This window comes from Streptosporangium sp. G11 (genome assembly GCF_051192615.1).
In the GTDB taxonomy this organism is placed as follows: Bacteria; Actinomycetota; Actinomycetes; order Streptosporangiales; family Streptosporangiaceae; genus Streptosporangium.
The window spans coordinates 84282-111275 of the sequence record NZ_JBPJUQ010000024.1 but is presented as its reverse complement, the minus strand read 5'-3'; the positions used below and the strand labels follow the sequence as shown (position 1 = coordinate 111275).

23 protein-coding genes are annotated in these 26994 nt (G+C 69.6%); 10 read left to right on the top strand and 13 right to left on the bottom strand.

Annotation, left to right across the window (positions count from 1 at the left end; translation table 11 throughout):
• Positions 1–14 precede the first annotated feature (14 nt).
• Complete coding sequence (locus ACSDR0_RS22945) at positions 15–1394, top strand: GH1 family beta-glucosidase (RefSeq protein ID WP_435290921.1); 1380 nt, start codon at positions 15–17, stop codon at positions 1392–1394.
• Positions 1391–2386 carry a LacI family DNA-binding transcriptional regulator gene (locus ACSDR0_RS22940; protein ID WP_435290920.1) on the top strand — a complete coding sequence of 332 codons (996 nt, stop codon included), beginning with the start codon at positions 1391–1393 and terminating at the stop codon, positions 2384–2386. The genes ACSDR0_RS22945 and ACSDR0_RS22940 overlap by 4 nt, the downstream gene beginning before the upstream one ends.
• A 221-nt stretch (positions 2387–2607) precedes the next feature.
• Here the strand turns inward: ACSDR0_RS22940 and ACSDR0_RS22935 are convergent, their stop codons facing one another.
• From ACSDR0_RS22935 to ACSDR0_RS22915, 5 genes are all read right to left on the bottom strand, one after another.
• Entirely contained in the window at positions 2608–3603 is a 996-nt protein-coding gene (locus ACSDR0_RS22935; protein ID WP_435290919.1) for a LacI family DNA-binding transcriptional regulator, read from the bottom strand.
• Positions 3604–3615: 12 nt separating this feature from the next.
• The gene (locus ACSDR0_RS22930) at positions 3616–5034 is read right to left on the bottom strand and encodes a GH1 family beta-glucosidase (RefSeq protein WP_435290918.1); all 1419 of its coding nucleotides are present in this window, start codon (positions 5032–5034) and stop codon (positions 3616–3618) included.
• The gene (locus ACSDR0_RS22925; protein ID WP_435290917.1) at positions 5031–5888 is read right to left on the bottom strand and encodes a carbohydrate ABC transporter permease; all 858 of its coding nucleotides are present in this window, start codon (positions 5886–5888) and stop codon (positions 5031–5033) included. Before ACSDR0_RS22925 ends, ACSDR0_RS22930 begins: the two co-directional genes overlap by 4 nt.
• Positions 5885–6856 carry a carbohydrate ABC transporter permease gene (locus tag ACSDR0_RS22920; RefSeq protein ID WP_435290916.1) on the bottom strand — a complete coding sequence of 324 codons (972 nt, stop codon included), beginning with the start codon at positions 6854–6856 and terminating at the stop codon, positions 5885–5887. Before ACSDR0_RS22920 ends, ACSDR0_RS22925 begins: the two co-directional genes overlap by 4 nt.
• A 210-nt stretch (positions 6857–7066) precedes the next feature.
• A complete protein-coding gene (locus ACSDR0_RS22915) occupies positions 7067–8368 on the bottom strand; it encodes an ABC transporter substrate-binding protein (protein ID WP_435290915.1) in 1302 nt (433 codons plus the stop codon).
• Between the two features lie 591 nt (positions 8369–8959).
• Here ACSDR0_RS22915 and ACSDR0_RS22910 point away from each other — a divergent pair.
• Together ACSDR0_RS22910 and ACSDR0_RS22905 are read left to right on the top strand one after the other, a co-directional pair.
• Positions 8960–9334 carry an FKBP-type peptidyl-prolyl cis-trans isomerase gene (locus tag ACSDR0_RS22910; protein ID WP_435290914.1) on the top strand — a complete coding sequence of 125 codons (375 nt, stop codon included), beginning with the start codon at positions 8960–8962 and terminating at the stop codon, positions 9332–9334.
• 250 nt (positions 9335–9584) lie between these two features.
• Positions 9585–11111 carry an ATP-dependent DNA ligase gene (locus tag ACSDR0_RS22905; RefSeq protein ID WP_435290913.1) on the top strand — a complete coding sequence of 509 codons (1527 nt, stop codon included), beginning with the start codon at positions 9585–9587 and terminating at the stop codon, positions 11109–11111.
• A gap of 212 nt (positions 11112–11323) precedes the next feature.
• Here the strand turns inward: ACSDR0_RS22905 and ACSDR0_RS22900 are convergent, their stop codons facing one another.
• Entirely contained in the window at positions 11324–11962 is a 639-nt protein-coding gene (locus ACSDR0_RS22900; RefSeq protein ID WP_435290912.1) for a DUF1707 and DUF4870 domain-containing protein, read from the bottom strand.
• A gap of 145 nt (positions 11963–12107) precedes the next feature.
• Here ACSDR0_RS22900 and ACSDR0_RS22895 point away from each other — a divergent pair, with 145 nt between their 5' ends.
• Complete coding sequence (locus tag ACSDR0_RS22895) at positions 12108–12446, top strand: hypothetical protein (protein ID WP_344747987.1); 339 nt, start codon at positions 12108–12110, stop codon at positions 12444–12446.
• Positions 12447–12556: 110 nt separating this feature from the next.
• Here the strand turns inward: ACSDR0_RS22895 and ACSDR0_RS22890 are convergent, their stop codons facing one another.
• Positions 12557–12766: a hypothetical protein gene (locus tag ACSDR0_RS22890; protein ID WP_435290911.1), complete on the bottom strand. Its 210-nt coding sequence runs from the start codon at positions 12764–12766 to the stop codon at positions 12557–12559.
• A gap of 241 nt (positions 12767–13007) precedes the next feature.
• Between ACSDR0_RS22890 and ACSDR0_RS22885 the strand changes: the two genes are divergently transcribed.
• The 5 genes from ACSDR0_RS22885 (at position 13008) to ACSDR0_RS22865 (ending at position 19949) form a co-directional block, all read left to right on the top strand.
• Positions 13008–15071, top strand: a complete 2064-nt coding sequence (locus ACSDR0_RS22885) for a BTAD domain-containing putative transcriptional regulator (protein ID WP_435290910.1) — start codon at positions 13008–13010, stop codon at positions 15069–15071.
• A gap of 596 nt (positions 15072–15667) precedes the next feature.
• Positions 15668–17059 carry an aspartate aminotransferase family protein gene (locus ACSDR0_RS22880; RefSeq protein ID WP_435290909.1) on the top strand — a complete coding sequence of 464 codons (1392 nt, stop codon included), beginning with the start codon at positions 15668–15670 and terminating at the stop codon, positions 17057–17059.
• Complete coding sequence (locus ACSDR0_RS22875; RefSeq protein WP_435290908.1) at positions 17041–18081, top strand: NAD-dependent epimerase/dehydratase family protein; 1041 nt, start codon at positions 17041–17043, stop codon at positions 18079–18081. The genes ACSDR0_RS22880 and ACSDR0_RS22875 overlap by 19 nt, the downstream gene beginning before the upstream one ends.
• A gap of 162 nt (positions 18082–18243) precedes the next feature.
• Complete coding sequence (locus tag ACSDR0_RS22870; RefSeq protein ID WP_435290907.1) at positions 18244–19062, top strand: UbiA prenyltransferase family protein; 819 nt, start codon at positions 18244–18246, stop codon at positions 19060–19062.
• Between the two features lie 20 nt (positions 19063–19082).
• Positions 19083–19949 carry an AfsR/SARP family transcriptional regulator gene (locus tag ACSDR0_RS22865; protein WP_435290906.1) on the top strand — a complete coding sequence of 289 codons (867 nt, stop codon included), beginning with the start codon at positions 19083–19085 and terminating at the stop codon, positions 19947–19949.
• Positions 19950–19957: 8 nt separating this feature from the next.
• Here the strand turns inward: ACSDR0_RS22865 and ACSDR0_RS22860 are convergent, their stop codons facing one another.
• The 6 genes from ACSDR0_RS22860 to ACSDR0_RS22835 form a co-directional block, all read right to left on the bottom strand.
• Positions 19958–21112 (bottom strand): endonuclease/exonuclease/phosphatase family protein, encoded by a 1155-nt coding sequence (locus ACSDR0_RS22860; RefSeq protein WP_435290905.1) that lies wholly within the window; start codon positions 21110–21112, stop codon positions 19958–19960.
• A gap of 58 nt (positions 21113–21170) precedes the next feature.
• On the bottom strand, positions 21171–22205 hold the full coding sequence (locus tag ACSDR0_RS22855; RefSeq protein ID WP_435290904.1) for a glycosyltransferase: 1035 nt from the start codon (positions 22203–22205) through the stop codon (positions 21171–21173).
• 3 nt (positions 22206–22208) lie between these two features.
• Positions 22209–23240, bottom strand: coding sequence for a glycosyltransferase family 2 protein (locus ACSDR0_RS22850; RefSeq protein WP_435290903.1), 1032 nt, complete (start codon positions 23238–23240; stop codon positions 22209–22211).
• A gap of 99 nt (positions 23241–23339) precedes the next feature.
• On the bottom strand, positions 23340–24386 hold the full coding sequence (locus ACSDR0_RS22845; protein WP_435290902.1) for a lysylphosphatidylglycerol synthase domain-containing protein: 1047 nt from the start codon (positions 24384–24386) through the stop codon (positions 23340–23342).
• A complete protein-coding gene (locus ACSDR0_RS22840; RefSeq protein ID WP_435290901.1) occupies positions 24383–25468 on the bottom strand; it encodes a glycosyltransferase family 2 protein in 1086 nt (361 codons plus the stop codon). The genes ACSDR0_RS22845 and ACSDR0_RS22840 overlap by 4 nt, the downstream gene beginning before the upstream one ends.
• 18 nt (positions 25469–25486) lie before the next feature.
• Positions 25487–26581 carry an endonuclease/exonuclease/phosphatase family protein gene (locus ACSDR0_RS22835; RefSeq protein ID WP_435290900.1) on the bottom strand — a complete coding sequence of 365 codons (1095 nt, stop codon included), beginning with the start codon at positions 26579–26581 and terminating at the stop codon, positions 25487–25489.
• Between the last annotated feature and the right edge of the window lie 413 nt (positions 26582–26994).

Sequence of the window (26994 nt, the reverse complement as noted above, 5' to 3'; positions counted from 1 at the left end):
GGGGCGGTGAGGACATGACCATGTCCGCCGAAAAGTCCTACCATCTTCAGGACTCCGGCGCGCTGAGGTTTCCCGAGGGCTTCGTCTGGGGCGCCGCCACCGCGGCCTACCAGATCGAGGGCGCCGCCCGGGACGACGGCAGGGGACCCTCCATCTGGGACACCTTCTCCAGGACCCCCGGCAAGGTTCACGCGGGCCACACGGGTGACGTCGCGTGCGACCACTACCACCGCTATCCCGAAGACGTCGCGATCATGCGCGACCTCGGCCTGCACTCCTACCGCTTCTCCATCTCCTGGCCCCGCGTGCAGCCCGACGGATCCGGCCCGGCCAACCCGCGCGGCCTGGACTTCTACGACCGTCTCGTCGACGAGCTCCTCGGCAACGGCATCACCCCCATCGTGACGCTCTACCACTGGGACCTGCCGCAGACCCTGGAGGACCGCGGCGGCTGGACCAACCGGGAGACCGCCGCGCACTTCGCCGACTACGCCGCCATCGCGCACGGCAGGCTGGGCGACAGGGTCGAGACGTGGACCACCCTGAACGAGCCCTGGTGCTCGGCCTTCCTCGGCTACGCGTCGGGCATCCACGCCCCCGGCCTCGCCGAGCCCGCGCTGGGCTTCGCCGCCGCCCACCACCTGCTGCTCGGCCACGGCCTGGCCGTCCAGGCGCTGCGCGCCTCGGGCGCCGCCACGGTCGGCATCACGCTCAACCTCGCCCCCGTGATCGGCGACGACGCCCCGGCCGTCGAGCTCGTCGACGGCCTGCAGAACCGGATCTTCCTGGACCCGCTGCTGCGCGGGGAGTATCCCGCTGACGTCGTCGAGCGGGCCCGCCGCTTCACCGACTGGTCTTTCGTCCACGACGGGGACCTGGAGATCATCAGCCGGCCGATCGACCTGCTGGGCGTGAACTACTACCACCCGCAGACCGTGGCCGTCAGCACCGGCGAGCCCGCCAACCCGGTCTACCCGGGCAGCGAGGGCATCGCCTTCGGCGGAGCCGACGCGCCGCAGACCGCGATGGGCTGGCCGGTCCAGCCGTTCGGCCTGACCGATCTGCTCCTGCGGCTCTCGCGCGACTATCCTGGCACCCCACTGATCATCACCGAGAACGGCGCCGCCTTCGACGACGTCGTCGAGGACGGCGAGGTGCACGACGTCGGCCGTCTCTCCTACCTCGACGGACACCTGCGCGCGGCGCACGCGGCCATCGAGGGCGGCGCCGACCTGCGCGGCTACCTCGTCTGGTCACTCCTGGACAACTTCGAGTGGGCCGAAGGGTACCGCAAGCGGTTCGGTGTCGTACACGTCGACTACACGACACAACGCCGCACTCCCAAGGACAGCGCCCTGTGGTACAGCGAGGTCGTACGCCGGAACGGGCTGTGAGGGCCCGTCCAACCCTGGAGAAGGTGGCCGCCCGGGCCGGTGTGTCCCGGGCGACCGCCTCGCGCGTGGTCAACGGCTCCACGCGCGTGGCACCGCAGATCCGCGACGCGGTCAACCGCGCCGTGGAGGAGCTGGGCTACGTGCCCAACCAGGCGGCGCGGAGCCTGGTCACCCAGCGGGCCGACTCCATAGCACTCGTCTTCCCCGAGCCCGCGACCCGTGTCTTCTCCGACGACCCCACCTTCGCCGGGATCATCCGCGGGGTCAGCATGGAGATCGAGGAGGCCGACAAGCAGCTCGTGCTGATGCTCACCGGCATGGCGGGCGGCTACCAGCGGGTCGAGCGCTACGCCACCAACGGCCACGTGGACGGCGTGATCATCGCGTCGATGCACGGCACCGACCCCCTGCCGGGCATCCTCGCCAGGCGCGGGGTGCCGGTGGTGTGCAGCGGCCGGCCGACCGTGCCCAGCAGCCTGCCGTACGTGGACATGGACAACGCCGGCGGCGCCGAGCGCGCGGTGCGGCACCTGATGGAGCGGGGCAGGCGGCGCATCGCCACCATCGCCGGGCCGCAGGACATGATCGCCGGGATCGACCGGCTCAACGGCTACCGCGCTGTGCTGCGCGACTCCGACCGACGCTCCATCGTGGCGGTCGGCGACTTCACCCGCGAGTCGGGGACCTCGGCGATGCGGCAGCTGCTGGCCGACGACCCGGAGATCGACGCGGTGTTCGTGGCCAACGACCTGATGGCGCTGGGCGCGCTGCCGGCGTTGCGCCAGGCGGGCCGGCGGGTTCCCGACGACGTCGCGGTGATCGGCTTCGACGACATCCCGGCCGCCTCCTACACCGAGCCCCCGCTGACCACGGTCAGGCAGCCGACCGTCGAGATGGGACGCAAGCTCGCCCGCATGGTCCTCGACCTGGAGGAGAAGGCACAGACGATGCTCCCCACCGAGCTGGTCGTCCGGGAGTCCACGGCGTCCTGACCGCTGATCGCCCCGCCCGCGGAGCCCGCCGTCACCGCGCCCGCCCTGGCCATGGCGTCCTGACCGCTGATCGCCCCGCCCGCGGAGCCCGCCGTCACCGCGCCCATCCTGCCCACGGCGTTCTGACCGGCTGATCGCCCCGACGCTGGTCCGCTGGGCGGGCGCCCGCGCCCGCGGTGTCCTGACGGCCGCGCGGGCACGGCCCAGGGGCCGGCCGGACGCTACGAGGACGCCCTGACGACCAGCTCGGTGGGGACGATCATCGGTTCGGCGGGACCGCCCTCGAAGAGGGCGAGCAGCAGGCGGACCATGGCCGCGGCCTGCTCGGCGTGCGGCGTGTGGATGGTCGTCAGCGGCGGATCGGTGTAGCGGGCGGCCTCTATGTCGTCGTAGCCCACGATCGCGACCTCCTCGGGAATCCGCCGGCCCGCCTGGCGAAGCGCGTGCATCGCGCCGATCGCCATCAGGTCGTTGGCGGCGAAGACCGCGTCGATCTCCGGGTCGTCGGCCAGCAGCTGCCGCATCGCGACCGCCCCCGACTCGCGGGTGAAGTCGCCGACCGCGATGATCGAGCGCCGGTCGGAGTCGCGCAGCACCTCGCGGTATCCGGCCAGCCGGTCCTGCCCGCCTATCATGTCCAGCGGCCCGGCGATGGTGGCGATGCGCCGCCTGCCCCGCTCCAGCAGGTGCCGCACGGCCGTGGCGGCGCCGTCGACGTTGTCGTTGTCGACGTACGGCATCTCGACCGGCACGGCGGGCCTGCCGTAGGAGACGACCGGGACGCGCAGCCGGGTGAGCGCGACCGGCAGCGGGTCGGCGCCGTGGCTGGACACCAGCATGACGCCGTCGACGTGGCCACCGGCGATGTAGTGCTCCACGCGGGCGTGGCTCTCGGGCGACCCGGCCAGCAGCAGCACCACCTGCTTGTTGACGGCCTCCAGCTCCAGGCTGGCCGAACGTATGACGGTGGAGAACATCGGGTCGTCGGAGAACACCCGGTTCGGCGACTCCGAGACGACCAGCGCGACCGAGTTGGTCCGCTGGGTCACCAGGTTCCTCGCCGCCCCGTTGGGGACGTAGCCGAGCTCGTTCACCGCGCGCATGACCAGGTCCCGGATGTCGGCGGTGACCGTGGTCTGGCCGTTCACCACCCGGGAGACGGTCGACCGGGAGACCCCGGCACGGGCGGCGACCGCCTCCAGGGTGGGTCTTCTCATCGTGTTCTTCCCCTACAGTCCGTTACGCGTGATGACATCGCGATACCACAACGCGCTGTCCTTGAGCAAGCGCCGCTGGGTGGCGAAATCGACGTGCACGATTCCGAACCTACGCCGGTATCCTTCGGCCCACTCGAAATTATCCAGCAGTGACCAGACCAGGTAACCACGCACGTCCGCCCCGTCTGCGATCGCGGCGTGCACGGCGCGCAGATGACCGTCCAGATACGCGGTCCTGCGGGTGTCGTGGACGTGACCGTCCTCCACGACGTCGTCGAAGGCCGCGCCGTTCTCGGTGATGATCAGGCCGACCTCCGGGTAGTCGTCGGAGAGCCGCACCAGCAGGCGGGAGAGTCCGTTCGGCACGATCGGCCAGCCCATCGCGGTGGCCGGTACGCCGTCCGCGGAGCAGAACCGGATGTCCTCGCTGCCCGGCCACGCCGCGTCGGCCCGCTCGCCGGGACTCGCCTCCACGACGCACGGGTTGTAGTAGTTGATGCCCACCAGGTCGATCGGCTGGTTGATGATCGCCAGGTCGCCGTCCCCGATATGGTCGACGCCACCGTTGCGCCGGACGATGTCGAGAAACTCCGCGGGATACTCCCCGCGCAGCGCCGGGTCGATGAACTGCCTGGTCAGCAGGGTGTCGACCCGGCTGACCGCCTCCGCGTCCGCCTCCGAGACCTCGGCCCCGGGGTCGCCCACCTGGGCGGGGGTGATCACCGGTGACAGGTTCAGGACCAGCGAGATCTCCTCCGCGCCGCCCTCTCGGAGCACCCGCGCCGCCATCCCGTGCCCCAGCAACAGGTGGTGGGCCGCGCGGAAGGCCGCCGCGGCGTCGGTCCTGCCGGGCGCGTGCACGCCGTTGCCGTAGCCGAGGAAGGCCGCGACCCACGGCTCGTTGAGGGTCGTCCAGTTGCGGACCCGGTCTCCCAGCCGCGCGTGCACGGCCGCCGCGTACTCCTCGAAGCGGTGGGCGGTGTCGCGCTCGGGCCAGCCGCCCGCGTCCTCCAGCGCCTGCGGGAGGTCCCAGTGGTAGAGGGTGGCGTACGGCGTGATGCCCGCTTCGAGCAGCCTGTCCACCAGGCGGCTGTAGAAGTCGAGGCCGCGTGTGTTGACGGACCCCTTGCCGTACGGCTGGACCCTGGGCCAGGCCACCGAGAAGCGGTACGCGGCCAGGTTCAGCTCGGTCATCAGCCGGACGTCGTCGGCGTGGCGGAAGTAGTGGTCGCACGCCACGTCGCCGGTGTCACCACCGACGACCTTGCCCGGTGTACGAGAGAAGGTGTCCCAGATCGAGGGCTCGCGGCCGTCCTCCTTCACGGCTCCCTCGATCTGGTAGGACGCGGTGGCCGCGCCCCAGACGAAACCGGTGGGGAAGTCCGCACGCCCTTCCGTAAGGGTGGCCCCCCGAGTGCCGACGACGGTCATCCCTTCACCGCTCCCTGCATGATTCCTCCGATGATCTGTTTGCCGAGTAGAGCGAACACGATGACCAGTGGCAGCGTGCCGAGCGTGGTACCCGCCAGGCCGAGCACGTAGTCGTTGACGTATCCGCTGGCCAGTGTGGACAGGGCGACCTGGACCGTCGGATCCTCCGGGGTCAGGACGACCAGCGGCCAGAAGTAGTCGTTCCAGACCGACATGAAGGTGAGCATGCCGAGCACCGCCGCCGCCGGGCGGGCGGCCGGGAGCACGACGTGCCAGAACAGGCCCCAGGTGCTGCAGCCGTCGACCCGCCCCGCCTCGAGCAGCTCGGTCGGCAGCGCCCGGGAGAGGTACTGGGTCATGAAGAACACGCCGAACGCGTTGACGAGCGCGGGAACGATCAGCGCGTACATGGTGCCGGTCCACTCCAGCTTCACCATCAGCATGTACAGCGGGATGATGCCCAGCTGGGTCGGCACCATCATCGTCGCCACGGTGAGCAGGAGCAGGGCGTTGCGGCCGCGGAAGCGCAGCTTGGCGAAGGCGAACCCGGCCAGCGTGGAGAAGAACATCACCGCGAGCGCGACGGAGCCGGAGACGATGACGGAGTTGAGCATCGCCAGGGCGAAGGGGACCGTGTCGAAGACGCGGGCGACGTTGGCGAAGAAGTTGCCGCCGGGTATCAGCGGCGGCGGGACGTCGGCCAGGGCCGCGTTGTCCCGGGAGGCCACCACGATGCTGTAGTAGAGCGGCAGCATCGAGAAGAACGCCACCGCGGTCAGCGTGAGGTAGGTGAGCCTGCGAGCGGCGCCACCAGAGCGACGGCGGGCCGTGGAGACGGCGGTGTGGGCGCTCACGTCAGCCCTCCCTTCCCGCGACGGGTGAGCAGGTAGTTGACACCGGCGACCACCACGATGAAGACGAACATCATCCAGGAGATGGCCGAGGCGTAGCCGAAGTCGAGCTTGGTGAAGTTCTCGTAGATGAACAGCGAGAGCGTCTGGTACTGCCGGTCCACCCCTCCGGTGATGATGTAGGAGCTGAACAGCAGCGGCTCGGCGAGGATCTGCATGGCACCGATCGTCGAGGTGATGACGACGAAGATGATCGTGGGCTTGATCATCGGGATGGTGATCCTGCGGAGCTGGGTCATCCCGCTCGCGCCGTCGATGGTGGCCGCCTCGTACAGCTCCCGCGGTACGGCCTGCATGGCCGCCAGGAAGATCAGGGCGTTGTAGCCCGTCCACCTCCACATGATCATGGTGGAGATGGCGAAGTGGGAGCTCAGCACCCCCTCGTTCCAGGCGACGCCGTCGACGCCCACCAGCGAGAACACCCAGTTGATCATGCCGAAGTCCCGGCCGAACAGCTGGCTGAAGATGACCACCACCGCGACCACGCTGGTCACGTTGGGCAGTAGCAGCGTGATGCGGAAGAAGGTCTGCGCCCGCAGCGGCCGGTTGAGCAGGTGGGCCAGCCAGATGGCCAGCAGCAGCTGCGGCCCGGTGGACAGCACCCCGATGGACAGGGTGTTGAAGGTGGCGTTCCAGAAGTAGTCGTCGGCGAGCAGCGTCCTGAAGTTGTCCAGGCCGACGAAGGTCTGCTCGTCCTGGAGCAGCGTCCACTCGTGCAGGCTCACCCAGGCGGTGTAGGCCAGGGGGAACAGCCCGAAGGCGGAGAACAGCAGGAAGAACGGGGCCACGTACGCGTACGGCGAGCCCTTGACGTCGAGTTGGTGAACCAGGTGGCGGCGGAGGCGGCGGCTGGGTCGCACCGGCCTGTTCGGTGGGACCGCCGCCAGGCGGTCGGGCGCGCGGGTGGCCATGGCAGCTCCTTTCGGCGATTCGTTGGGCGGCGTTCGTCGGACAGCGTTCGTCGGACAGCGTTCGTCGGACAGCGTTCGTCGGACGGCGGGAGGCATGCGGCCCGTCGCGGCGGGAGCCACGCGGCTCACCGGCACGGGACGCACGCCGCTCGCGGGAACAGGGGAACAAGCAGGTGGCCGACCGGTGCGAGACCAGCCGGCCGGGGGCGACTACTTGATCCTGCCGACGTCCTTGAGCGCCTGCGCCCAGGCCTCCTCGGCGGTCTGCTTGCCCTGGTCGACCCGCTGGAGGCCGTTGCCGATCGCCTGCAGGACGTCACCGGCCTTGGGACCCACGGGCTGCGGCTTGAGCGCCTTGGCGGCGTCGGTGAAGATCTTGCCGATCGGCGCGTTGCCGAAGTACGGGTTGACGTAGTCCTTCACCGCAGGGTCGTCGTACAGGGCGGGCAGCGAGGGCAGCGCGCTGGCCTCCGTGAAGAGCTTGATCTGGCTCTCCTTGTTGGTCAGCAGGTCGATCAGCGCCGCGGCCTCCTTGGGGTGCTTGCCCTGTTTGGGCAGCATCAGGTGGGTGCCGCCCTGGTTGCCGCCGCCTCCGGGCACCGCGGCGATGTCCCAGGTGCCCTCACCGGGCTTCTGGTCCTTGATCGTGCCGGTCTTCCAGGCCGGGCAGACCATGGTGGCGAAGGTGCCCTTGGCGATGCCGGTGTTCCACGGCGGCGAGAAGGCGGCGAGGTTGGCCGAGAGACCCTCGTTGATCATCTTCACACCCGTGTCGTACGCCTGGCGCACGGCGGGGTTGGTGGCGGCGACGATGTTGTACTGGGCGTCGTAGAAGCCGATGGGGGCCTGCTCGACCATGGCGCGGAAGTGCTCGCCGGGGCCGTCGGTGAACTTGGCGCCCTCCACCTTGCCCGCGACGAACTTCTTGCCCGTCTCGATGTAGGCGTCCCACGTCGGCCAGAGCGCCCCGACCTCTTCGCGGTCGGTGGGCAGGCCGGCCTTCTTGAACAGGTCGGGGCGGTAGCACATGGCCAGGCCGCCGACGTCGGTGCCCAGGCCCAGGAGCGAGGAGCCGTCGTTGGAGACGCCCAGCTTCCACTTCCAGTCGAGGTACTCGCTCTCGCGCTTGTCCAGGCCGTATTCCTTGAGGTTGTGGAACTTGTCCGGCACGGGGGTGAAGGCGCCGATGTAACCGCCCTCGACGGCGACCACGTCCGCGGCGCCCGCGCCGGTGGTCAGCTGGGTGATGAGGTTGGTGTGGTGGTCGTTGAACTGCGCGCGGCGCTCCACGATCTCCACGTTGGGGTGGGTCTTCTTGAACTCCTCGTACAGCGGCGCGTAGTGGAAGTCGCTGAAGAGCCCGACGGTCAGCTTGATCTTCTCGGCCGGCTGGGAGGCCGTCCCGCCGCTTCCGGTGGTCTCGCCGCCACCGCCGCCGCAGGCGGTAAGGCCCAGGGCCAGGGCGGAAACGGCGACCATCGGGGCGAGGAACCGCTGGCGTAACTTACGCATGGAACCCTCCTAGGGTCCTCATAAGTGATCATGGAGAGAGCGCTCCCTGAGCAGATTGATGCCAAGCGGGTTACGTGTCAACGGTCCCCCCAACGCCGACCGGAGCCTGGCGATCAGCTTTTTACGGAGAGCGCTCTCCCAGACTTTCGGACATTCCCGCAGGTCAGAAAGATTTCGCGGCCGGATTTTTCGGTGAATGGAGCGTTCCCACCGTGAAAGGTCACATTAAGGTCGCGTTTCCGCCATGTTCCATGACGCCGTACCGAGCCCTTGACACTCCTCACGGAGCGGGTCACTCTCTTTCTCAGAGAGCGCTCCCCAGTGACTCTTCTCATGACTCCGCGCGCCGCGGGCACCCGCGGCGCCGATGACCGCCGCCCGCGCGCGAAGTGACCCCGGGCGGCGCGTCCCGCCGTCCCCGTGCGCGAGGCCACCCGCCCCGTTCCTTCGGCGAAGCCTTCGATGGAGGCTTCGGCGAAGACGACGCGTAGGCCGTCACGGCCCCCATGTCTCTCGTGGCCGCACCGGAACCCGTAGAGTCGTCCGGCCGGTCGGAAATCGACCGGCGCGTATCCAACCAAGGAGAACCACGTGGCACTGGAGAAGCCGGAGATCGACTTTCCGGAAGGCGCCCCGCCCTCGGAGCTGGAGATCGTCGACATCGTCGTAGGGGACGGCCCGGAGGCCAAGCCGGGAAACCAGGTCACCGTGCACTACGTCGGCGTGGCCTTCTCGACGGGCGAGGAGTTCGACGCGTCGTGGAACCGCGGCGACACCTTCCAGTTCCCGCTGGGCGGGGGCCGGGTCATCGCGGGCTGGGACCAGGGCGTCGCGGGCATGAAGGTCGGCGGCCGCCGCCGTCTCACCATCCCGCCGCACCTCGGCTACGGCAACGCCGGTGCGGGCGCCCGCATCAAGCCGGGAGAGACGCTCATCTTCGTCGTGGACCTGCTCGGCACGAGCTGACGTCACCAGGCGAAACGGCACGGGCGGGCCTCACCGGCGACGGGGGGCCCGCCCTTCGCGTCCGTCACGCCGGCCACGTCCCCTATGTCCGGTGGCGTCCCCCGCGTGCCTTAACCGGGCGGCCACCTCACGTTCAGAGGGGTTCAGGAGGGTTCGCGGGGAGGGTCCGGCCCTCCCGGAAACGCGATGACTCCGAAAAGCAGCGCTTCACCTCACCGAAATGCCGCTTGTAGCTCTTAAGCTGGCCATTGTGTTGTTGATCGACCTCGCGCGCACCTCGGCGGCCGTGACCGCCAGCTCCGCCCGGCTGGCGAAGACCGCCCACCTCGCGGAGCTGCTCGGCAGGGTCGAGCCGGACGAGGCGGAGATCGCCATCGCCTACCTCTCCGGGGAGCTGCCGCAGCGCAACGTCGGAGTGGGCTGGACGAGCCTGCAGGATCCGCCCGAGCCCCGGCTGGCCGCCACCGCCACCCTGCGCGGGGTCCACGACCTCCTCGACCGGATCAAGTCCCTGTCCGGCCCCGGCTCGCAGGGCGCGCGCAAGACGCTGGTCTCCGAGCTGTTCGGCGCCCTCACCCGCCAGGAACAGGTCTTCCTGTCACGGCTGCTGCGGGGAGAGCTGCGCCAGGGGGCGCTCGAGGGAGTGATGATCGAGGCCGTGGCGAAGGCGGCCGGGGTGCCCGCCACCGAGGTCAGACGAGCGCTGACGCTGCGCGGCTGGCTTCCCGCCGTCGGCGCCGCCGCCCTGGGCGGCGGGGTCGAGGCACTGCGCGCCTTCCGCCTGGAGGTCGGCCGCCCGGTGTCGCCGATGCTCGCCCAGAGCGCCACCTCCATCGAGACCGCGTTCGGCAAGCTCGGCGGGCCGGTCGCCGTCGAGTGGAAACTCGACGGCGTCAGGGTCCAGGCGCACCGCTCGGGCGACCGGATCACCGTCTTCACCCGTGCCCTGGAGGACATCACCGCACAGGTGCCCGAGCTGGTCGAGGCGATGAGCGCCCTTCCCTCCCGTGACCTGGTCCTCGACGGCGAGGTCATCGCGCTGCGCGCCGACGGCCGCCCCGAGCCCTTCCAGGTCACCTCCGGCCGCGTGTCCAGCCGCACCGACGTGCCGCGCGCGAGAGAGAGAACCCCGCTGAGCGTCTTCTTCTTCGACGCGCTGAGGGTCGACGGCGCCGACCTGCTCGACCTGCCGGGTGAGGCGCGCCATGCGGCCCTGGCCGCCGCCGTACCCCCGGAGCTGGTGACTCCCCGCCTGATCACCGGCGACGTCGCGGACGGCGAGGCGTTCTTCAAGGACGTGATCAGAAGCGGCCACGAGGGCGTCGTGGTCAAGTCTCTTCTGGCGCCCTACGCCGCCGGGCGGCGCGGAGCCGGCTGGATCAAGGTGAAGCCCCGGCACACGCTCGACCTCGTCGTCCTGGCCGCCGAGTGGGGCAGCGGCCGCCGCGAGGGCAGGCTCTCCAACCTGCACCTGGGCGCCCGCGACCCGCTGACCGGCGGGTTCGTCATGCTCGGCAAGACCTTCAAGGGCCTGACCGACGAGCTGCTCGCCTGGCAGACCGACCGCTTCCTCGGCATCGCCGAGGGCCCCACCGACGGCTGGACGGTCGCCGTCCGCCCCGAGATGGTCGTCGAGATCGCCTTCGACGGCGTGCAGCAGTCGAGCCGCTATCCCGGCGGCATGGCGCTGCGCTTCGCCAGGGTCATCCGCTACCGCACCGACAAGACGGCGGACCAGGCCGACACCGTCGACATGGTCCGCTCCCTCATGCTCTGACGCCCCCGTGCTCCGACGTTTTGTACTTTGACGCCCCCGTGCTCCGACGTCCGCATCGTGCTCTAACGCTCTTGTGCTCTGACGCCCTCGTGCTCTGACACTTTTGTGCTTTGACGTCCCGCCGCGCGGGCGTCATCTCCCCCGCGTGTCGTTTCGCGCGGGCGTCGACCCGGGAGACACCGTAGGTGCCGTCTCACGAGACACCGCCGGTGTCATTTCACGAGACGCAGGGTGAGGGGGTACCGGAAGTCGCCGTCGCCCGCCGCGGCCACGGCGCCGACCACGGACAGGACCACGCCGCCGATCCAGAGCAGGGGCGTCAGCACGAAGCCTATGAACGTGATCGCCAGCACGATGGTGGCCGCGAGCATCGTCAGCTGGAAGTTGAGGGCCTCCACCGAGTGCGCCCGGACGTAGCGCGAGGTCTTGCCCGCGGTGAACATCATGACCGCCGGGCCGACGACGGGAAGGCCGATCAGCGGGAGCAGGTGCGCCGCCACCGCGCCCAGCCGCTCGGCTCCGGTCTCCCCCCGCCTGCCGGGGTATGGGTGATGACCGTACGCGACCTGGCCCGCGACGGGCGGGTAGGACGCGGGCCTGGCCGGGTGCGTGCCGTACAGTTCGTTCATGATCGGGACGAGGTCGCCGTGGACGCGGGCCGTCATCGCCCGTTCCAGCCTGTCGTCGAACTCGACCTTGTCGAGCCTGCCCTCCGCGTAGGCGGTCTGGACGTGCTCGACCACCTGCTCGCGATCCTGGTTGCTGACCCGAAGCCCCGCGTGACCGAACTGAGGGCCCGTCGCCGGCACTCCCCCGTACCCCGGGCCCGCTGGTGTCGCTGTGCCTGCCATGAGACCGATACCCTTTCGTCGCCGCTTCGACCTCAATGCTCGTCCAGATTGTCGGCCCCGTATATCAGGATGAACCCCCATAAGCCCCTGAGACCCATCCCTGGCCTTCCGCCATGGAACGAGCAGGAGAGGTATACAAGGAAATATGAGATGGCGAGATCGCTATGGGTTGAGGCGCCTGCGCGGGCCGAAGATCGCCAAGTACGACCGCGCCACGACCGATGCCGACATCGAGGCGCTCATCGCCTTCGCGAAGTCACGCCGGGGCGTCGAGTTCTACGTCGAGCCCGAGACCTTCGCGACGAACACCACGGCGGTGGCCGTCGCCGACGACGGTGAGTGGACCCGGCGCCGGGTCGGCTCCCCCGCGGTGATCCGCAAGGTGGCCCGCGACCTGGCCCTGCCCGTCTACGACGTGCAGCTGACCGGCTACCCACCCCGGATGAGGGCCTACAACGAGCGTCAGAAGCGCGCGGAGGGCTGAGCCGGAGGACCGCCGCCCCTCATGACCGGACCCGGGGCGGCCCCGATCATCCGGTGACGCGAGAACACGAAGAACCGGCGGCCGCCTCGTGGCCGGGGCCGCCGGGCTTTTCAGGCGGCGCGGGCGTCGAAGGCGGCGCGGACGTTGGAAGCGTCGCGGGCGTCGGAGACGGCAAGACCGTCGGAGGCGTCGCGACCGTCGAGAGCAGTCAGGCCTTCGAGGGCGGCGCGGCCGTCGGGCGCGGCCAGGCCTTCGGAGGCGGAACGGCCATCGGGAGCGGCGAGACCGTCCGAGGCGGCCGGGGGCTGCCCGTCTCCCATTCCACCATGCAAGACGCGCCTGGTCAGAGTGGCCGATCGGCGGCAATCACGATACGCGTCGAGGAACGCGCACGGGAGTGCGAGCGTTCGGGTGTACCGGCCGCGTAATCTTTTTCTTCCCTTCAGGTGAGTACCCTCCGAAGGTTGGAGCCCGCGATCATGGGTCGCTGCACAAAACAGGAAATATGGGTATTTGTACGTTTCATGTTGGTGAATGGTATGCGCTGAAGAAGTGATGCCGATGGATTTCAAGCTTCTTGGACCGATCGAAGTGCGGGGGGCCAATGGGCAGCCGATCGCCCTCGGACGGCGCAAACAGCGCGTGTTGCTCGCCGCCCTGCTGCTCAATGCCGGCAAGGCGACCCCCACCCAGCGGATGCTCGACTGGTTGTGGGGTGAACACGCTCCCGCCACGGCGGAGTCGAACCTCTACACCTATATCTCCGCGCTGCGCCGGGTGCTTGGTTCGCCTTCCAGGATCGAGGCGGGCTCCAACGGGTACGTGCTCCGGGTCGCCCCCGGTGAAATAGACGTGAAATTGTTCGAAGAACTCGCCGCTCAAGGACGTCAGATGTTATCCGAAGGGCGAAATGACGTCGCGCTCGAACGGTGCGCCCGGGCTCTGGGCCTCTGGCGCGCCGAAACGGTCCTGGAGGGGCTGTCCCTGCCCGAGCCGTTGCGAGGCGAGGCGGCGCGGCTGGAACGGCTGAGGACAACCGTTGTGGACGCGTCCTTGGAGGCCCGTCTGGCACTGGGCCAACACGGCGAGGCGCTTCCCGATCTGGAGGCGCTGACCCGCAGGGATCCGCTGAACGAACGGCTCCGGGCACAGCTCATGCTCGCCCTGTACCGCTCCGGCCGCCGGGCCGACGCGCTCTCGGTGTACCAGCGCGCGCGGGAGATGCTCGCCGCGGAGCTGGGCGTCGATCCCGGCCCGGACCTGATCCGCATGCACCAGCAGATCCTCGTCGACGACTCCGTGCTGGCGGCGCCGTCACCGTCGATCGTCGCCCGCAGGGTTTTCGCCCCGGCCGAGCTCCCGGCCGACTCGGCCGCCTTCACCGGGCGTACCGCCGAGATCTCACTGCTGCGGACGGCGCTGGTCTCCGCGAGCCCGGGTCAGATCGTCATCTCCGCGGTCGCCGGAGCGGCCGGGATCGGCAAGTCGGCGTTCGCCGTCCACGTCGCCCACCGGATCGCGGACCGGTTCCCCGACGGGCAGCTCTACGTGAACCTGCACGGCTCCAGCCCCAACATCAAGCCGCTGAACCCGGCCGAGGTCCTCGCCCGCCTGTTACGCTCCCTCGGCGGCGACGACGCGGCCGTGCCGACCGAGGTGGACGAGGCCGCCGCGCGACTCCGCTCGCTGACCGACGGCAAACACCTGCTGTTCCTGTTCGACAACGCCCGGGACGCCGCGCAGGTACGGCCGCTGCTGCCCGCCAGCCCCACCTGCTGCGTGCTGATCACCTCCCGGAGGATGCTGACCTCCCTGGACGCCGTCGCGCACCTCCGCCTCGACGTCATGGCCGAAGACGAGGCGACCACCCTGCTGAGCCGCCTCGTCGGCGACAAGCGCGTCACCGCCGACCCCCGGGCGGCGCACGCGATCGTACGGCTCTGCGGCGGCCTGCCGTTGGCGATCAGGATCGCCGCCGCCCGGCTGATCGCCCGGCCGGGCCTGTCGCTGCGGGTCCTCGCCGACCGTCTCGCGGTCGAGGACCATCGCCTGTCGGAGTTGCAGGCCGACGACCGGGCGGTCCGGGCCTGCTTCATGGTGAGTTACCGCAGCCTGGAAGCCGAGCACTCGCGCATGTTCCGGCTGCTGAGCCTGCTCGGCGGGTCCGACATCAGCGTCGCGGTCGCCGCGGCGCTGGCCGACCGCTCGGAGGAGCAGACCGCAGATCTCCTGGACCATCTCGCGGACGTTCAGCTCCTCGAGGTCCGTGACACCGACCGATATCGCATGCACGACCTGCTCTGCCTGTTCGCCCGCGAGCGGACCCGGCAGGAGGAGACCGAGGAGGAGCAGCTGCAGGCCGTCCGGCGGGCGATCCACAGCTCTCTCGTCATCGCCCGCACCCTCGGCGACGTGTGCAACCAGCGAACCAAGAGAAACGCCAAGTTCGGTCACATGGCGCTCGGCCGCTTCGGCATGTCTCCCGACGGCTTCACGGCCGATTCCCGGTGGCTCAACGCCAAGATGGCCGACCTGATCTCCACCGCGCGCCAGATGCCCGGCGCGGCGGGGGACGGCGCCGGTCTCTCGACCGTCCACGGCGCCGCCCTGCGCCGGCCGCTGTAGCGACGGGAAACGAGCGACCGAAACCGGCGAGGGACCTGAAAACGCCGGAGGTAAACCTCGCGTACGCCCGCCGTAATCACGGAATTCGACGCGCCGGAAATCATTGTCATGCGCCGTGATCACGGGAATTTACACGCTGGAAATAATTCCTTCACACACCCGCCCTAACCGCGGGATTCGGCATGCCCGAAATAATCGTCACACGCACCCGCCATGGCCGCGGGATTCGAAAGGTTAATCCCCGGGGTCGCGCGTCGCGCTATCCTTTTCCGCCCACGACTCATCGAGCTACGGCGTCAACCTATACAGACTTGTATGGTGCGAGGTATAGCCACATTTAACACTATTAGCGACATGTCTCTTGTCTTCTCGCACCTCTAGAGAGAAGGCCGGCACCTTGCGCAGGAAGACCCAGAGGTTGACCGGTGACCGCGGCGACGCTGCCGCAGGAGCCCAACGAGCGCCCGCCTCGCGACGATTGTCATCCTCGAACCGAACTCACCTGTGACGCCAGAAGCTGCAAAATCGCGCAAAAACGCCAGGAAAGCGTGGACATGTCTGAGCTAATCGGCATCGATGAGTGTGAAAACCTCACCGTGAAACAAGTCCAAAACCTGTACGGGAAGTACGTCAGCCGCAGCCAGGTCAACCTCATGACCTCCTTCGGCTTCGGCCGCGAGCTCGCCGATCGAGCCGAGGGCGCCTGGATCTGGACCCGTGACGGCCGCCGGATCCTCGACGTCACCGGAGGGGTCGGCGTCCTCAACCACGGCCACAACCACCCGCGCATCCTGGCGGCCCGGCGTCGTTTCGCCGACCAGCGGCGCATGGAGGTCCACAAGGCGTTCTTCTCGCCGTACGTGGCCGCGCTGAGCCACAACGTGGCCACGCTGCTGCCGGGCGACCTGAACATCTCCTACTTCCCGAACTCGGGTGCCGAGGCCAACGAGGGCGCCATCAAAATGGCGTACAAGTATCACGGCGGGCGGCGTAACACCATCCTGCGATCCGACATCAGCTTCCACGGCAAGACCCTCGGGGCGGGAAGCCTGACCGGATCGTCCGAGAACTCGTTCCGGTTCCCCGGGCTTCCGGGGATCGTCGTCCACCCGTACGGCGACATCGCGGCCGTGCGGGCGGCGATCGACGCCGCGCGCACCCCCGCGGGGAAGTGCGACGTCTACGCGATCATGGTCGAGCCGTTCAGCGCCTCGAGCATGCGCAGCTGGTCGGAGGCGGACCTGCGCGAGCTGCGACGGCTCTGCGACGAGCACGACATCATCATGATCTTCGACGAGGTGTACACCGGATGGGGTAAGACCGGCAGCCTCTTCTACTTCATGCGCTATCCGGATCTGCTGCCCGACATCCTCGTCTACTCCAAGTCGCTGGGCGGCGGGAAGGCGTCGATCGCCGGATACACCGCGCGAGAGCGCATCTTCCGCAAGGCGTACGACCGGCTCTCCGACGTCATCCTGCACAGCACGACCTACTACGGGTTCGGCGAGGAGACCGTCACCGCGCTCGAGGCGATCAACGTGATCGTCGAGGAGGACTATCCCGCGCGGGCGCGGCAGATCGAGCGCGTCCTGAAGCCCGGGCTGGAGAACATCCAGAAGCGCTATCCGGACGTGGTCGGCCAGGTGACCGGCACGGGGGCGCTGTGGGGGGTGTTCCTGACCGGCGGTCCCAAGGTGCTCGACCTGGCCGGCAAGCTGGCGCCGGGCTTCTCCAACGATCCGCACTTCCGCACCAAGCTGATCACTCTCTCGGTGATCGCCGACCTCTACCGTGAGCACGACATCGTGTCGTACTACAGCCCGAACGTCGAGAACCCCCTCGTCGTCGCGCCGACCCTCGCCATCGAACCCGACGACCTCGAATACTTCCTGGAGAGCCTTCACAAGACACTGGCCAAGGGCCTGCCACGGCTGCTCGCCCGGTTCGTCCGAGAGAAGGTGGGATCGCGGTGGCCTATCGGGTCGTAGTGACCGGCAGCGCCGGGATGCTCGGCGGCAATCTGGTCCGGCGGCTCGTGCTCGCGGGTCACGAGGTGATCGGCGTGGACCTGCGCCCGCCGTCCGACCCGGACCCGGGATGGAGCCACCGGGTCGGCGACGTGCGAGACGTCGCGCTGATGACCGAGGCGATGGCCGGGGCGGACGCGGTCGTGCACTGCGCCGGCGCGCTGCCGAGCTATCCGGCGGAGCAGATCCACAAGTTGATCGTCGGAGGCACGCACAGCGTGCTGGAGGCCGCGCGCCTGGCCGGGGTGGAGAGGATGGTCCACATCTCCTCCACCGCCGTGTACGGGCTCCCGAAGCTGGTGCCCACCCCGGAGGAGCACCCGCGCGAGCCTGTCGACCCCTACACCAGGGCCAAGACCGAGGCGGAGGAGCTGGCCGACAAGTACCGGGCCGGCGGGATGTGCGTGCCGATCCTGCGCCCCAAGACCTTCCTCGGCCCCGGCCGGATGGGCCTGTTCGCGATGCTCTTCGAGTGGGCCGAGGAGGGCCGGAACTTCCCGGTCCTCGGCCGCGGAGACGTGCGCATCCAGATGCTCGCCGTGGAGGACCTGGTGGACGCCGTGGCCGGTGTCCTGACGGCACCGGCGGACGTCGCGAACGACACCTACAACCTCGCGGCCGCGGAGTTCGGCACGCTGCGAGAGGACTTCCAGGCGGTGCTCGACGCGGCCGGTCACGGCAAACGTGTCGTGTCGCTGCCCGCCCGGCCGGCCCTGGCCGGACTCCGGCTGCTGGAGCGGACCCGGCTGTCCCCGGTGTACGGGCGGCTGGTGCACAAGCTGCTCGCCGACTCCTACGTCAGCATCGACAAGGCCAGGGAACGGCTCGGCTTCCGGCCCCGGCTGTCCAATCAGGACGCGATTCTCCGTACGTACGCGTGGTGGCGCGAGCATCGCACCGCCGGCTCGCCTGGGGGCGCCGGCCAGACCAGCCGCGACGCGTGGCGGCAGGGCGCGCTGTCACTGGCGAAAGTCTTCTTCTGAAGTGACGGGGAAAGCATGTACGTCGTCGAATCGGCAGACATTCCAGAAATCCCGCAGCCCAGGGGACCGGCCCCGGACCAGAAAACGGAAGCCCGGCCACGCCTGGTCACGGACCTCTTCAGACTGATACGGCCCTCGCACGCGGCCAAGGCGATCCTCCTCGTGCCGCTCGCCCTCATCGACACCTCCCTGTGGCACCTCGCCACGGTGGTCGAGGTCGTCCTGGCCACGATCGCGTTCATCCTGGCCTCCTCCGCCGTCTACGTCGGCAACGACATCGCCGACCGGCACCGTGACGTGCACCATCCCGTCAAGCGTCATCGTCCCGTCGCCGCCGGTCGCGTGGGGATCAGGGTCGCGTACGCCTACTGTGCCGCCCTGCTCGCGCTGCTCAGTGCCGTCATCCTCCTCACCCCGGGGCCGTACTGGCCCATAGTGGCGTACCTATTGATCAACATCGCGTACAGCCGCTATCTCAAACACATACCGCTGGTCGACGTGGGCACGGTGGCGGTCTGTTTCGTCCTCCGGGTCGTCCAGGGGTACGAGGTGGCCGGGGGACGGGCGTCCGCCTGGTTGCTGGTCACGGTGTTCTCGATGTCCCTGCTGCTCCTCATCGGCAAGCGGCGCCAGGAACTGAAGACCGGCGCCGCGCACCGGCCGGCGCTCCACGGCTACTCGATGGAGCTGACCAACTGGCTGCTGCAGATCGCCTCCGTGCTCGCCCTCGTCTCCGGTCTCATCTACCTGCGCGAAGAGGGCCCGTTCGGCCCCCAGTACGGTCAGACGGCGATGCTGCTGTCCACGCCCTTCGCGCTCTTCGCCCTCTTCCGCTACCTGCAGATCCAGCTGATGGATGAGGGCGGCGGTGACCCGGTCCGAATCCTGCTGCGGGACCGTGTAATGGTCGCCAACTCGATGTTGTGGGCCGCCACCCTGGGCGTGACGCTCGTGCTCGCCCACCATCCGGTCCCGTTGTGAGAGCGACACGGAAGGAAAGAATGGAAGTCCGCATATTGGGTCCGGTCGAGGTGACCGTCGACGGCCGGCGGGTTCCCCTGGGGCCACCGCAACGACGTGCGGTGCTGGCCGCCCTGGCGGTCGACGTCAACCATCCCGTGTCACTTCCGACGTTGATCGACCGGGTCTGGAATCTTCCACCGGACCGGGCGACGGACTCGCTGTACGCCCACATCGCACGCCTGCGGCAGGCGCTGACGGGAACCGCGGTCTCCATCGAGCGCCGCGGTGGCGGTTACGTGCTGGAGGCCGACCCCGACCGGGTGGACGCCCACCGGTTCCAGCGGCTGGCGAAACAGGCGCAGGCCCACGCCGACGACGACTTCACCCGGGCCGAGCTGCTGTCCGAGGCGATGGAACTGTGGCACGGCTCGCCGCTGACCGACATCTCGGGAGACTGGGCTTCCCGGATGCGCTACAGCATCGAGCAGCAGTTCGTCGGCGCCGTCGTCACCTGGGCGCGGACGCTCCTGCGGCTGGGACGGCCCGACGCGGTGGTCACCGAACTCACCCCGCTCGTTCCCCGCTATCCGCTCGTGGAGCCGCTGGCGAGCATGCTGATGCGCGCTCTCTGCGCCCTGGGACGCACCGCGGAGGCGGTGGCCCAGTACGCGCGCCTGCGCGGGTATCTGGCCGACCATCTCGGCATCGAGCCGGGGCCGGAGCTGCGCGCGCTGCACCAGGAGATCCTGCGCGGCGACCACGACATGCCGACCTGGGCGGCCGAGGGGGTGGTCCTGGCCGGCGCCGACCACGCCGGTTCGGGCTGGGCGCCGCTCGGGCAGCCGCCGAGCTGGACCCGGCCCGCGGCCCACGTGCCCGACCGGGTGCTCTCCCGCAGGCCCTGACCTCCCCCTCACCCCTTCGTCGAGATGACCAGGTGTTGCCCGCTGTGGTCGGAAAGACCGTTCGACCGCACCAGCCCGTACCGGTGCACGGTGATGTCGGGTGTGGTGAACGCCCAGTCGATCCGCCACAGCGGCCACTGGTCGTCCCAGGAGGTGGGGTAGAGCGATTCGAGCACCGGGGTGGCGTCGACCAGCCGGTCCGGCAGCAGGCGCAGGATGCCCATCGCCGGTGAGGCGTTGAAGTCTCCGGCCAGCAGGGTCGGGTGCGGATTCCTCTCGACGTCGGCCGCGAGCGCGCGGAGGTTGGCCTGCCGCCGCTCGTGCTGGGTCCGGTTGAGGCGCCGGGGATCCGGGCCCTGCGGGAACGCGTGAACGGGGGAATTGATGTGCGTGTTGTAGAGCGAGACGGTGTCCCCGCCGACGCGTACGTCCGTGCGCAGTGTCTTCACCGCGGAGAAACCGGGCAGGCCCGGGTCGGGGGGTATGGCCCTGTCGCGTTCCTCCGACAGCCACGGGCGCAGGTCGATCCCCCGCTCCAGGACGATCGGGAACCGGGAGACCGTCACCAGCTCGCTCGCCGCGGCGATGTGGTAGCCGGGAAACTCCCGGCGCAGCCTGGCCGTGTCGTCCACCCGGATCGCCTTGGAGTCCCGGCCGAAGTAGATGTACTCCTGCAGGAGATACACGTCCGCCTTCTGGTCGTGCAGGTACCGGTAGAAGTCGTCGATGTCGCGCGACGGCGTGCCGGTGGGCGGTGGCATCGTCTCCCCGCCCGCCCGCATGTCCCAGTACAACGTGTTCCAGGAGAACACCGTGATCGCGCCCGGCGGGGCGGGCGGGGGGCTGTGCCACAGGGAGGCGAGGTTGAGCCCGCTCGCGCCCCCGCCGAGCACCAGGGAGGCGAGCGTCACCGCCGCGATCCACCCCCGGGCCGCGCGCGCCGGCAGGGCCACCGCGAGCAGCAGGACCGGGAAGAGCACGAAGGCGAACGGCGGGGCGAGCTCGGGGGCCTGCCACCACCACACCCGGCCGGACAGCACGCGGTGGAGCACCACGAACACCAGCCAGGCGACCGGCGCGGCCAGCAGCGGCCAGGTCCTCCAGCGCGACCGCCGGGCGGGCCCGGGCCCGGCGGTCTCGGTCACCACCTGCGTACTGGTCATCGACGACGGCCGCCGGATCCGGGAGGTACGCGCGGCGCGGGCGGGCACGGACGGGCCGTCACGTCGCCGCCTCCCCGGCGGCCGAGGGCCGCACGAGCAGGTCCGAATCGTAGAGCCGGCGGAACCTGGCCGAGCAGAACCACTGCACGACCCCGGCCGCCACCCCGGCCGCGATGGTGACGTTCACCACGAAATGCACCGCGCCATAGTAGAGCAGGAACAGCGGGCCTCGTCGGCGCAGCACGAACCGGTACATGCCGAGGTCCGCCAGGATCGACACGGCCAGGGCGAGGGCCGGCAGCGCGGCGCCGGCCGGGCCGAACGCCACCGCCGGTAGCGTGGCCACCGCCGCCAGCGCGGCGAGACTGCCGCCGGCCCGGTTCGAGGTCTCGAACCCGCGGGCGAAGCGCTTACGTCGCGCATACAGCGGCACCCGGGCGCGCCCCCGCTTGAACAGCTTGCGCAGCAACTTGAACAGCTCGTCGTCGTGGTCGTGCCGGGAGCGCACCGCCGTGGTGAGCACCATGTTGTACCGCTGGGTGAGGCGGTGGCCGTAGTCGACCTCCTCGGTCTCGCGCAGCCGGGTGTTGAACTCCCCCACCTCGTCGAACACGTGGCGGGGCATCGCGACCATCGCCGGGAAGAGGAACGAGATGGGCCCCTCGGAGCTCGCCGTCCAGTAGTAGTACTGCAGCGCCCGGTACTCCTCGACGAGACTGTCGCGGATCAGCGGCTCCGGGTCGTGGATGCTGCACACCGCCCCGAGCCGCGCGTCGGCCGCGAGCATGCCCACCGCCACCTCGACGGCGTCGGGGTAGGCGGCCACGTCGGAGTCGACGAACACCAGGATCTCGCCACGGGCGTGGGTGACACCGAGGTTGCGCGCGCCGGCCACGCCCATGTTGTGCTCGGTGTGGACGACCCGGACACCGAGCCGCTCCGCGACCGCGACGGAGTCGTCGGTGCTGCCGTCGTCCACCATGATCAGCTCGATCGGCTGGTAGGTCTGCTCCTGCATGGCGCGCAGGCAGAGCTCCAGCGAGGTCGCGTAGTTGTAGTTGGGCACGATCACCGATACCAGGGGGGCGGTCATCGCTCACGCTCCCAGCGCCGGCGCGGACGGCTCCGGCATGTCGTAGGTGTGCCGGAACCGGCTGGACAGCAGGCACTGCGCGGCACCGACGAACACCGCCAGCGCGACGGTGACGTTCACCAGGAAGTGGATCGCGGTGAAGTAAACGGTGAACGCCGCACCGGCATAACCCCAGACGAAGCGGTACATCCCCAGGTCGGAGGCGATGGAGCCGAGCAGCAGCACGACCGGCACGAGCAGCCAGAGCGGGCCGAACAGCACCGGCAGCGCTATGGTGACGACCGCGAACAGGGCGGCGAGCGAACCCCAGCCGCGGCTGCTGTTGGTCGGGCCGCCGTTGAAGTCCGGCCGGCGTAGATACAGCGGGATGTGCAGGCGCGCGCGGTGGAAGAACTTCGACAGCACCACGCTCAGCTTGTCGTCGTGGTCGTGCGCGCCCCTGATCGCGGTGTCCAGCACGATCCGGTAGCGCTGGGTGATCCGGTGACCGTAGTCGGCGTTCTCGCTGTGGCGCAGCGCCGGGTTGAGCGGGCCCACCTCGTGGAAGACCCTGGTCCACATCGCGAAGATCGCCGAATAGATCGTGGTGATGTCGCCCGCGTCACCGGAGATCCAGTAGTGCAGCTGCAGGCTGCGGTAGCGCTCCACGCGGCTGTCGGGGATCAGCGGCTCCGGCTCGTACGTGCCGCACACCACCCCCAGCGTGGGATCGGACGTGAGCAGCGCCACCGCGTTCCCGACCGTGTCCGGGGTCAGCGCCACGTCCGAGTCGAGGAAGAACAGCACCTCCCCGCGCGCGTGCTGGACGCCGAGGTTGCGCGCCGCCGGCGCCCCGATGTTGGTGTCGGTGACCAGCACCCGCACCCCGTGCCGGTGGGCTATCTCCACCGAGTCGTCGGTGCTCCGGTCGTCGACGACGATCACTTCGATGTGCGGGTAGTCCTGCCGCTCCAGCGCGCTCAGGCACAGGTCCAGCGTACGAGCGTAGTTGTAGTTCGGCACGATGACCGAGACCAGCGGCTGCTGCTCATCCATTGTCGACGCCCCCTTCGGGTTGGCGGGCGTCCGCCGGCCGGGAGGGGACCCGCCCGGCGGACGCCCGCACGCATTCGTCCGTTCCGATGCTTGACATGGCTACTTGTCTCCCGCCGGCGCCGGTTCCGGCTCCGTCGTGGACACCGACACCGGTTCCGAATCCGGTTCCGGCGCGGGCACCGGCGCCGGAGTACGCCGGATGACGACCTCGGCCGCCGCCAGCGCCATCGCTCCCAGCGCCACCTCGCTGACCGTGGAGACCAGCCGGCTGGCCACCGCCACCAGCGCGGCCGCCGGCGCGGGCAGCACCACCGTCAGGGCGGCGGTCAGCACCGCCTCGCGGACGCCGATCCCGTCGGGCAGCACGACCGTCAGCATCCCGACCGTCGTGGCCAGGGTGAACGCGCCCACGCACAGTCCCAGGGACCGCACCGGGTCGGCCCCCATGGCGATCGCGAGCAGCCACAGGTGCAGGCCGGTGACCAGCCATGACACCGCCTGCGCGACGACCGCCAGCCGTATCCCGCGGGCCGAGGCCGACCTGGTCGGGTCCGGCCGGCGCAGCACCCGCAGCAGCAGCTGCGCGCCGTGATTGACCAGCTGCGGCCGTACCAGCACGACCACGATCATCACCGTCGCCGCCGCCACCAGCCATGCCACCTGGGTGCCGAGCATGTGCACCCCCGCGAGCAGCCCGATCGTGAGCCCGGTCAGCAGGACCAGGCTCATGCTCAGCGCCGCCGTGCCCATCAGCCGCCCGAAACCGACGCCGTTGGCCGTGGCCACCTTGGTCGCGGCGATCAGGCCCGGCACCTTCCCCGGCACGTACTTGCTCAGGAACGTCACGAAGAAGACGCGTGCCACCCGTGGCTCGCCGATCGGCGGGCCGAGCTCGAACAGCACCGCCCGCCACGCCAGGTAGCCGAATCCCAGCCCGGCCATGCTGGTCAGCAGCGCACCGGCCAGCAGGAGGCCGATCTGCCCGCCGTCGCTCCGGGCGAGCATGACGGAGACCACGCTCCAGTCCTGCCCGGCCAGTGCCACCACCACCGCGCCCACCAGGATCAGCGCGAACGCCGCGATCAGGGCGCGCACGAGCGCGCGGGGCGGACGCCACGACAGGCGCCACGGCCGGCTCACGGTCACTCGGGCGCACCGGCCGGGGAGACCGGGGTCAGGCCGGTCTTGGCCGGGTGCCCCTGGCGGCGGAGCAGCTCGTAGACGAGCCGCGGCAGCCCCGCGCCGGCCCCGAGAAAGAACGCCGTGTGGTAGCAGAACTGCATCACGGCCATCTGGAACGCGAAGCCCGCGCCCCGGTAGCGGTGGGAGTATCGGAGGAAGTCACGGTTCACCGTCACGAACGCCGCCAGCAGCAGCGCGAGCACCACGAGCAGCCACGGCACGAAGAAGACGAACGGCAGCGTGAACAGGCTCAGCGCCGCCGAGACGGAGGAGATCCGTGGCGGCAGGCGGCGGGTGCGGGGCTCCGGTCCGATCATGTCCAGCCGGAACCCGATCGTGTCGTCGTCGTACAGCCGCCGCGCCCTCAGCATGATCACCGGCAGGGTGCTGGCCCTGACGAACCGCTCCCACATGCACTCCCAGAACCGGTCGACGTCGTCCGCCCTGGTGACCACGGTCGCGGTCACCACCAGCCGGTATCTGGACGGCACCCGGTTGCCGAACTCGAAGTCCTCGCCGTCGCGCAGCCGCTCGTCCAGCCCGCCCGCCTCGCGGAAGACCGTACGGGGGATCAGCGAGTTGGACAGGAACGTGGACACCGCCCGCTGGCGGTCGAAGTGCTCGGAGAAGACGCGGTATCTCTCCACCAGGCCGTCGTCGTACAGCGGCTCCTTGTCGTAGATCCCCTGGACCATGCCGCAGTCGGGCGTGTCCCGGTAGGCCTGAACCGCGTTCTGTACGGCGTCCGGGGCCAGCGCCGTGTCGGAGTCCACGAAGAACAGCAGGGGCGAGCTGCTGGAGTCGACCCCGGTGTTGCGGGCCCCCGACGGCCCCTGGTTGGTCGGCAGCTCGACGATCGTGCACGGGAACTCCCGCGCGATGTCCAACGAGCCGTCCGTGCTGCGGTCGTCGACCACGATCACCTCGGCCGGGGGGTACGTCTGCGCGTACACCGCCTCCAGGCAGGCTCGGAGGGTCTTCTTCTTGTTGTAGTTCGGCACGATGACCGCGACGTCCTCGGACCGCGCCGTCGCCGGTTCCGTCATGTGAGTTCCTTCCACGGCTCAGTGGCCGACCGATAGAACCGTTTGTTGGGGGCGGTGGTCGGACAGTCCGGCGGCTCCGGGCATCTCGTAGCGGTGCACGACGACGTCCGGCGTGGTGAGCACCCAGTCGATCCGCCAGAGCTCGGCGGTTCCGGCGAGGTAGGTGGCCGGATAGAGGGACGGCAGCGCCTGGGTGTGATCGACCAGCTTCTCCGGCAGCAGCCGGAGCATCCCCATCGCCGGGGTGGTGTTCAGGTCACCGGCGAGCACCACCGAGTGGTCGTTGGCCTCGATGTCCGCGCGAAGCGCCCGATAGCTCGCCTCCCGTCGGCTGTGGGCGTACTGGTTGGAGTCGCGGGCCTCACCGTCGTACAGCCGCCACTCGCGCGGGGGCTGGTTGACCTGCGTGTTGTAGAAGGAGACGACCGTGCCGTTCACCTGGATGTCGGTGCGCAGCGTCTCGACCGTGTAGGAGGTCGGCCAGTCCCGCATCACCTCCGGCACCGCCTTCTGGTCGTCGGGCAGCCACGGGCTTATGTCGAGCCCGCGCTGCCCGACGATGGGAAGCCGGGAGAGCGTGATCAGCTCTCCGGACGTCGCGACCTCGTATCCCGGGAACTCGCGTCGTAGCTCTGACAGCTTGTCGATGCGGAGTGCCATGTCGGCGGTCCACTTCGACGTCATCATGTCCCCCGCCGAGGTGTCGACGTACAGGTACTCCGAGAGCAGGTAGACGTCTGCGTCCATCTTGTGCAGGTAGTCGTAGAAGTTGGGCGAATAGCTGTTTCCGTCGGAGGTGCGCCAATCCTGGTCCCAGAACTCGGTGTTCCACGTGGTCACCTTGATGGCCCCGGGCGGCGCGGGCGGCGGGGTGTACCAGAGGGTCGCCACGTTGATCCCGCTCTGTCCCGCGCCGAGCACCAGGGTGAACACCAGCGTCGCGATGATCCGCCACCGGGCCGGGCGCGCCAGCGGCGCCACCACCAGCAGCAGCGCCGGCACCGCCACGAACATGAACGGCGGCATCAGGTCGAGCGGGGCCCACAGCGAGGTGCGGCCGCTCACCAGCAGGTGGGCGACCACGAACAGCAGCCACGCCGTGGTGGCGGTCACCACCAACCGGGTGCCCAGGCACCACCGCCGCCGAGGCCGGATGATCCGGCCGAGGCGGGCCGTCCATCCGGCCGGGCTCTCAGGCGGACTTCCGGATGAGTTCTCGAACGGACTCCCGGGCGAGCTCCCGGGCGGTGCGTCCGTGGGCTGATCCTCGGTCACGATGTCCCGGTCGCCCATCAGCACACCACCTCACGTAGGTCAGGCCGGCGACAGCCGTTGACGATCCGCGATCACTTCCAGCGGTCCTCAACGTACTGACCGGTTCTTGTCGCTTCCTTGTCGTCCGCGCCCTGGACCGCGCGGGAGGAGAACCTCGCGACACGGCGGACCGCGTAGAAAGGGAACCGTACGACATGGCGGACCGCGCGGGAAGGGAACCGCGTGACATCGCGGACGGCACGACAAGAATG